Genomic DNA, 6,866 nt, shown 5'->3' with positions numbered 1-6,866 from the left:
CCACCCGTTCCCATTCCGAACACGGAAGTTAAGCCCTCCAGCGCCGATGGTACTTGGGGCGGGAGCCCCCGGGAGAGTAGGACGCTGCCAGGCGGATCTTAAAAAAGACCCGGTCTGTTCAAACAGACCGGGTCTTTGGCGTTTTGCAAAAGGTTTCATCCTCACAGGGACAGGTCTGCGTCAGGGACTGTCCCATCTTTTGCGTGATGCGTCCGATTGGTGGGCGATCGCGTTACAGGGCGGTTTGCGGAACCCTTTGACGAAGGAGCGGAACTGCATTTCCGGCGGGCGCTCAGCGGGTGGTCCGTTGCCTCCGGGCCCCCACAACCATTCACGATGAAGGTGCGCCCCGCCTTTTCGCCTCCTGCCGCTCGGAATCGCAGATCAGCCGCTGTGATCCGTCAACAACACCGGTCTTTAAGAGGCATTTTTGGACGAAAAAAGGACTTCGATAAACGTAGCGACTTACAAACAGTTAGATTATAATCGAACTGAATGGAGAGTTCGATGGGGGACGAACGATGAACTGTCGAATAGAGATTGATACGGCGCCGGCTTATGAATTGTATCCCAGCTTGCTGGCTTATCTGGGGAAGGACAAAAGTTTCGACCGGGGACCGTCATGGGTCAGGGAGGTCAGGAAGGGGTTGGATGAGGATCTTTCCGGGGAATTGAAACAGCTGGGGAAGCAGGTTGTGCTGGGCGATTCGAAGAGGAAGCTTTCCGACAACCCCTTGTTTCAATTGATCTGGCTGCTTCCTCCGCTGATCCGGGATTGTCCGGAGGATCGAAGCATCTCCGGTTTTTTGCGCTGGCTGGAGGGAATGGATTCCGGGGAGCTCTACGAGCGGGCGGCCAATCGGCTGCCGGAGGGGATTTCCCTGCCTGCCGGGATCGGGGCCGTGAGGGATCGGGCCGTGTCGCTGTTGAGGAGATGGGACCGTCAGTATCTGAGCCGGCTGGATCCCGCTGTCTGGGAAACGCTCCGGCGGGACGCCGAGTTGAAGCGCGGACGGATCGATTCCCTGAAACCCGAAGAGTTGATCGAAGAAGCGACCAATGGCCTTTGGATATCTCCCGTGGAGGAGAACATCACGGTGCTGCTGGTTCCGCAGGTCCATTGCGTTCCCGCAAACCTTTATGAGAGATACAGAGACCTGCTCTTTATTCAATATCCCTGTGAATTGCCCTCCGGTGAGGGGAATCCTCCGTTGTCCCTCCTCCGGATGGCACGCAGCCTGGCGGACAAAAACCGCCTGCGCATCCTCCGTTATCTGTCCGGAGGCCCCCGCAGCTTTATGGAAATCGTCCGCCATACGGGGCTGGCCAAAAGCACGGTGCATCACCATATGGTTTCGCTGCGGTCGGCGGGATTGGTTCGATTGATGTTGGAAAAGGAAAAAAACGAGGGGCGCTATGCGTTGCGAAAGAATTTGCCGGATCGCCTTTATGGTCTGCTTGCGGAATATTTGAACGGCAAAAACGATCCTTGAGATCCATCCCGGCATTTCGGTTTACCGTTTCAAGGCACAAAAACTTTAAAAGGACGGGCGGGGATGAAATGGCTAAGACGGAAAACAAAAAAGGGGATTATGGCATTGATGCTCCCGGGGTCATTCGCAACTTGACGTTAAGCGGCATTGTTTTGCTTCTTCTCGGCATGGGGGGTTTTTTTGGTTTATCCGGCGCTTTGAGATGGATCGGAGCGGTGTTCCTTCTTTTCGGCCTTTTTTGCCTCCTTGAAGCCGTTTACATGGTATGGAGCAGCAAGGTCGGAAAGTATTATGAACGGGAAAAACTGCTTGATCTTCTCCCTTGGCGGGGAGATGAAAAAGTGCTCGATGTCGGATGCGGAAGGGGACTGGTTCTGAATGCCGCGGCCAAACGGCTCGACAGGGGTAAAGCCGTGGGAATCGATATTTGGAATGAACGAGATCAATCGGGCAATCATCCTGATGTGACTTTGGATAACGCCGAAAAAGAAGGGGTAAGGGAGCGCGTGGAGGTCGTATCCGCCGATGCGCGCCACATTCCGTTTGCGGACAATGAATTTGATGTAGTTGTTTCCAGTTTGGCCATACACAATATTTACGATAAAGGCGAACGTCGCAAGGCGCTCGGGGAAATCATCCGGGTGCTCAAGCCGGGGGGGCATTTTGCGATCCTCGATTTCCAGCATGTCGATGAATATGCCGCGGTTTTTAAAGAGCTGGGAGCGACCGGCGTTCAGATTGTCGGCCCCCATTATTATATCTTTCCTCCTGTGCGGATTGTGGTGGGCCGTAAACCGTAGAGCAGGGATAGCAGTTATATGGAAATTGTCTGCCATACGGGACAGGCCCAGAGCACGGTGCATCACCATGTGGTTTCGCTGCGGCCGGGGTCTGGTCCGAGATGTTGAAAAAGGAGAAAGACAAAGGGATGAGACGGAGCGCCTTCAGGAACCTCCGGCGGAATATTTGTAGGGCCTTTTGATCCACGCTGATGCCTTGGTCGGGTGAATCCGGCACGCATCTTTTCCGGGGGTGAGAGGGAAACGATGGGGGAATTGATCCGAAACCGCAAGTTTCTTCTGGTCTGGCTGGCCCAGGCCGCATCGGGACTCGGCGGGATCTTCGCCATGTTTATCGAGGCGTGGCTTGTTTATTCGATCACCGGATCCAAGATGGCCATGAGCGGATTGGTCATGGCGTTCATGATCTCCTCCCTGACCGTTCAGTTGGGGATGGGGCCTTATCTGGACGGCTGGGACCGGCGCCTTGTGATGGCCCTTTCCCAGTGGTCCCGGGCCGTGGGATATCTGGTTCCCACCGTGCTTTATGTCCTGGATTCTCTCTCCCTGTGGCATCTGTACCTGGCGGTCGTGATCGGCGGGGCGGCCGAGCCCCTATTTCGGTCTTCCAGCATGGCTTATCTCCCGGATCTCCTTCCCGAAAAGCAGTTGGTCAAGGGCAACGCCGTGTTGGAAGGGACGATGAACGGGATGGCCCTGGTCGGCCCGCCCCTGGCGGGGATGGCGTTGGGGTGGCTGGGAGCGGAGACGATTCTGTTCGCTTTGGTCTGCCTGCTGGCGCTGTCGGGAACCCTGCTCTTCCTGTTGCCCGGGAGCCGTCCGGACGCCAAGGGCGAAAAACAATCCTGGATCGCCCAGTTCAAAGCGGGGTTGGGCTTTTTCAAGGTGCATCCGATGCTGCTGGGAACGGCCCTCCTGATCATGACGGCCAATTTCGCCTACGGGGCGATTGAACCCTTGTTTCTGCCCTATGTGTCGGAGCTTCTCGGCGGCACCCCGGTGCAATTCGGCCTGTTCACCTCCGCCTTCTCCCTGGGCATGCTATTGGGCTCCTTGTGGATGAGCCTTCGGGAGGAACCCCGAAACCGCCGTCTGTACATGATTCTGTCCAACGGGGTGGCGGGGTTGACCATTGCCGTGATGGGCGCTGTTCACCTGTTTCCCGTCGCCCTCCTGATGAGCTTCGTGTCCGGAATATGCGCCATCGTCTTCAACGTGTTGAACACCACCCTTTACCAGCGTTTTGTCCCCAAGGAGATGCGCGGTCGCGTCTTCACCGTCCGCATCCTGCTCGCCCAGTCGGCCATTCCTCTCGGCGCGTTTTTGGGAGGTGGATTTGCGGAACTGTGGGGTCTTGCTCCCCTGTTTCTCGCCGCGGCAGGGGTGGTGATCCTGTCAACGGTGATCGCTTGGTTCCATCCGGTGTTCCACCGATTGAACCAGCCGGCGCCTGCCCCGCAGGAGAAGGAAATCTCGCTGTCGGGTTGAGGCGGTTAGAGGCATTCCTTACTTGGCTTTATGAGCGCGTACAGGGGTGCGGAGACTGTTTTGATTCCCGCCAAAGGAGGAGACCGGATGCATGATCCGGATGATTTCAGCATTTCCCCGGCCCAAAGGCCGGGAAATTTTTTTGATCCGGCAAAGAGGTTTTCGGGAAAGGATTGACGAAGAGAGATGGAACACGAAAGGATGTTCCTGTTTGGAGGTAAACGCTGTCGATGCCATCCTTGCTCTTGAAGCGGTCTTTTTTCCCGATCTGGATCGGTCAGGCGGTCGCCGGAACGGGCGGCAGCTTCGCCACCTTTGTCCAATCCTGGCTGATGTATGAACTGACGGGCTCCAAATTGGCGATGGGCAGCCTGTGGCTGGTATTTATGCTGCCGGGGATTTTGGTGCAGCTGGTGTCGGGTCCCTATCTGGACCGGTGGGAACCGAAGCGGGTGATGATCGCCGTCCAGTGGTCGAGGGCGGCGATTTTTCTCCTGCCCTTCGGGATGTTGACGATGGATGCGCTGGAGGCATGGCACCTGTACCTGACGACGGTCGTCACCGGCATGACGGAGCATCTCTTTCGCCCGGCCGGCATGGCCTACGTGGCCGGGGCCTTTCCGGCGGAGAAGCTTGCGAGGGTCAACTCGATCCTGGAAGGGACGATGCAGTTGACGCTGCTCACGGGGCCGGCGTTGGCGGGATGGGTGTTGGCGGAGTCGGAGGGGGACAGCCTGCCTGTCCTTGCCGCCCTGATCGCGATGATGGCGGGCTCGGGGGCGTCGCTCCTCCTTCTCCCCCGGACGGAGAGGGGCAAAAATAAGAAAAAAGAGACGTGGCTGAGGCAGTTGGCGGAGGGATTCCGCTTTTTCCGTCTGTCGCCCCTTTTCCTGTGGACCGGGTTGCTCATGACGGCGGTCAACTTTTGCGCCGGGGCGTTTCTTCCGATGGTTCTCCCCTTTGTGACGGAGCGGTTGGGGGGATCGTCGGCGGAATATGGGTTGTATATGGCCGCCTATCCCCTGGGCTTTATGCTGGGAACACTTTACACCGGCTGGGCCGGGGAACCCTCGGACCGCCGACGGCTGATGCTCGGCGGGCTGTTGGTCCAAGGTGGCTTCATGGTCCTCATTGCCTGGACCCGCTCCTTTCCCGTCGCATTGATGCTGGAGACCGGCATTGGCGTTTGCGCAGCCCTGTTTACCGTGCAAAACACCACTCTGTATCAGCGGCACGTCCCGGCGGAGCTGCGGGGGCGGGTCTTCGTCCTTCGCATGTTGATCGCCCGGATCGGGTTTCCGCTGGGGGCTTTGTTTGCGGGAGGATTTGCGGAATGGATGGGCCTCCCTCTCCTGTTCACCCTTCTCGGCGGGATCGTTTTGGCGGCGTCGGCCTCGGCGTGGCTTTCGCCCGTGTACCGGGAGTTAAACCGGGTGGTTTTGCGGGATGTGGCGAAGGATGGATCGCAGGTTTCGAGGGCGAATTAAAGGGCATATATCAGAGGATTCATTTTATTCGGCGAAATATGCGGAAAATTTCCTTCTTCGCCGACATAAATGGTATACTAGAAAAGTGTGCAACGCCACCTTTAAGCGAAAAATTTCTTAAATTCCCGAAGGGATATCTATTACGGAAAAGGAGTGATGGTATGAAGTTAACCACCAAGATCTTGATCGGGATTTTGCTCGGCCTCATTGTAGGTGCGGCGCTTCATTTGTATTTTCCGTCGGTCTTTGACGTTTTGAACGGATATATCTTCGATCCCGTCGCGGTGTTGTTCATCAAGGCGATCAAGATGATCGTCGTCCCGCTGGTCTTCTTCTCGATCGCGTCGGGTGCGGCGGGAATCGCCGATCCCCGGAAGCTGGGTCGGATCGGGGGAAAAACGGTCTTCTTATATCTTTTGACGACGGCGGTGGCGATTACCATCGGGTTGATGCTGGCCAATGTCATCGCTCCCGGCGAGGGAGTCAATATCGGAGAAGCCTCGGAGAAACCCGATATCCAAGAAGCTCCTCCGATCAAGGAGACGCTGCTCAATATCGTTCCGGAAAATCCGATCCAGGCGATGGCGGAAGCGGATATGCTCCAGATCATCTTCTTCGCCCTGTTCTTCGGGATCGCCATGGCGCTCCTGGGTGAAAAAGCGGACCGGGTGAAAGCGGTGATCGAACAGGGGAACGAAGTGACCATCAAGATGGTGGACCTGGTGATGAAAACCGCCCCCTATGCCGCCTTCGCCCTGATGGCCCGGGCGATCGGGCAAGCGGGGATCGAGCTGATCGGTTCCATGGCCTGGTACATGGTCACCATCCTCGGGTCGCTGATCCTGCATATGGCCATCATCTACAGCCTGCTGATCTGGGTATTGGCGAAAATGAATCCGCTTCAATTCTTCAAGGCGATGGGGCCGGCCATGGAAGTGGCCTTCACCACCAGCAGCAGCGCGGCAACCCTTCCGGTCACGATGGAGTGCGTGGAAAGGGATCTGAAGGTGCCCAAAAGCATCAGCAGCTTCGTCCTGCCCCTGGGTGCGACGGTGAACATGGACGGCACGGCGATCATGCAGGGGGTGGCCGCGGTCTTCATCGCCCAACTGTATGGGATCGATCTATCGCTGGTGGAGCAGGGGATGATTCTTTTGACCGCCACCCTCGCGTCCATCGGAACGGCGGCGGTGCCAGGGGCGGGGCTGGTGATCCTGTCGATGGTGCTCACCTCCGTCGGACTGCCGGTGGAGGGAATCGCCATCATCATGGGTGTGGACCGGCTCCTGGACATGAGCCGGACCGTGACCAACATCACCGGCGACGCCTGTGTGGCCGTCTGCGTGGCGAGGACGGAAGAGCGCCGTTCGGAGGCGGCTTCCGCAGCGGAACTCAGCGCGTAAAATCAAAACCCGGCGCCTTTACGGGCGCCGGGTGAGATTGATGACAAACCCCCTGGCTCTTTTCGCAAGAAAAGCGCCAGGGGTTGCATGTTTATGGGAAATAAACAGATAAAGGAAATTAGATTTGGTAAATTAGGCGGATCACAAAGCCTTTTCCTCTCTTCGAGAGGAGCAAGGCCATTTTTTTTGATGTTT

5 protein-coding genes and 1 rRNA gene are annotated in these 6,866 nt (G+C 57.2%); all 6 read left to right on the top strand.

Features of this window, described 5'->3' with window-relative positions:
• Window positions 1-93, top strand: a 5S ribosomal RNA gene (rrf, locus tag CLV97_RS17400); the annotation flags it as partial.
• A 428-nt stretch (window positions 94-521) separates the two neighbouring features.
• Window positions 522-1,493 (top strand): ArsR/SmtB family transcription factor, encoded by a 972-nt coding sequence (locus CLV97_RS17395; RefSeq protein WP_106346795.1) that lies wholly within the window; start codon window positions 522-524, stop codon window positions 1,491-1,493.
• 68 nt (window positions 1,494-1,561) lie between these two features.
• On the top strand, window positions 1,562-2,293 hold the full coding sequence (locus CLV97_RS17390; RefSeq protein ID WP_106346794.1) for a class I SAM-dependent methyltransferase: 732 nt from the start codon (window positions 1,562-1,564) through the stop codon (window positions 2,291-2,293).
• Window positions 2,294-2,539: 246 nt separating this feature from the next.
• Complete coding sequence (locus CLV97_RS17385; protein ID WP_106346793.1) at window positions 2,540-3,781, top strand: MFS transporter; 1,242 nt, start codon at window positions 2,540-2,542, stop codon at window positions 3,779-3,781.
• 230 nt (window positions 3,782-4,011) lie between these two features.
• Complete coding sequence (locus tag CLV97_RS17380; protein WP_106346792.1) at window positions 4,012-5,268, top strand: MFS transporter; 1,257 nt, start codon at window positions 4,012-4,014, stop codon at window positions 5,266-5,268.
• 161 nt (window positions 5,269-5,429) lie between these two features.
• Window positions 5,430-6,671: a dicarboxylate/amino acid:cation symporter gene (locus CLV97_RS17375; RefSeq protein ID WP_106346791.1), complete on the top strand. Its 1,242-nt coding sequence runs from the start codon at window positions 5,430-5,432 to the stop codon at window positions 6,669-6,671.
• Window positions 6,672-6,866 lie beyond the last annotated feature (195 nt).

Origin of the sequence: Planifilum fimeticola (assembly GCF_003001905.1) — a bacterium.
In the GTDB taxonomy this organism is placed as follows: Bacteria; Bacillota; Bacilli; order Thermoactinomycetales; family DSM-44946; genus Planifilum; species Planifilum fimeticola.
This window is presented reverse-complemented; position numbering and strand designations above follow the sequence as displayed.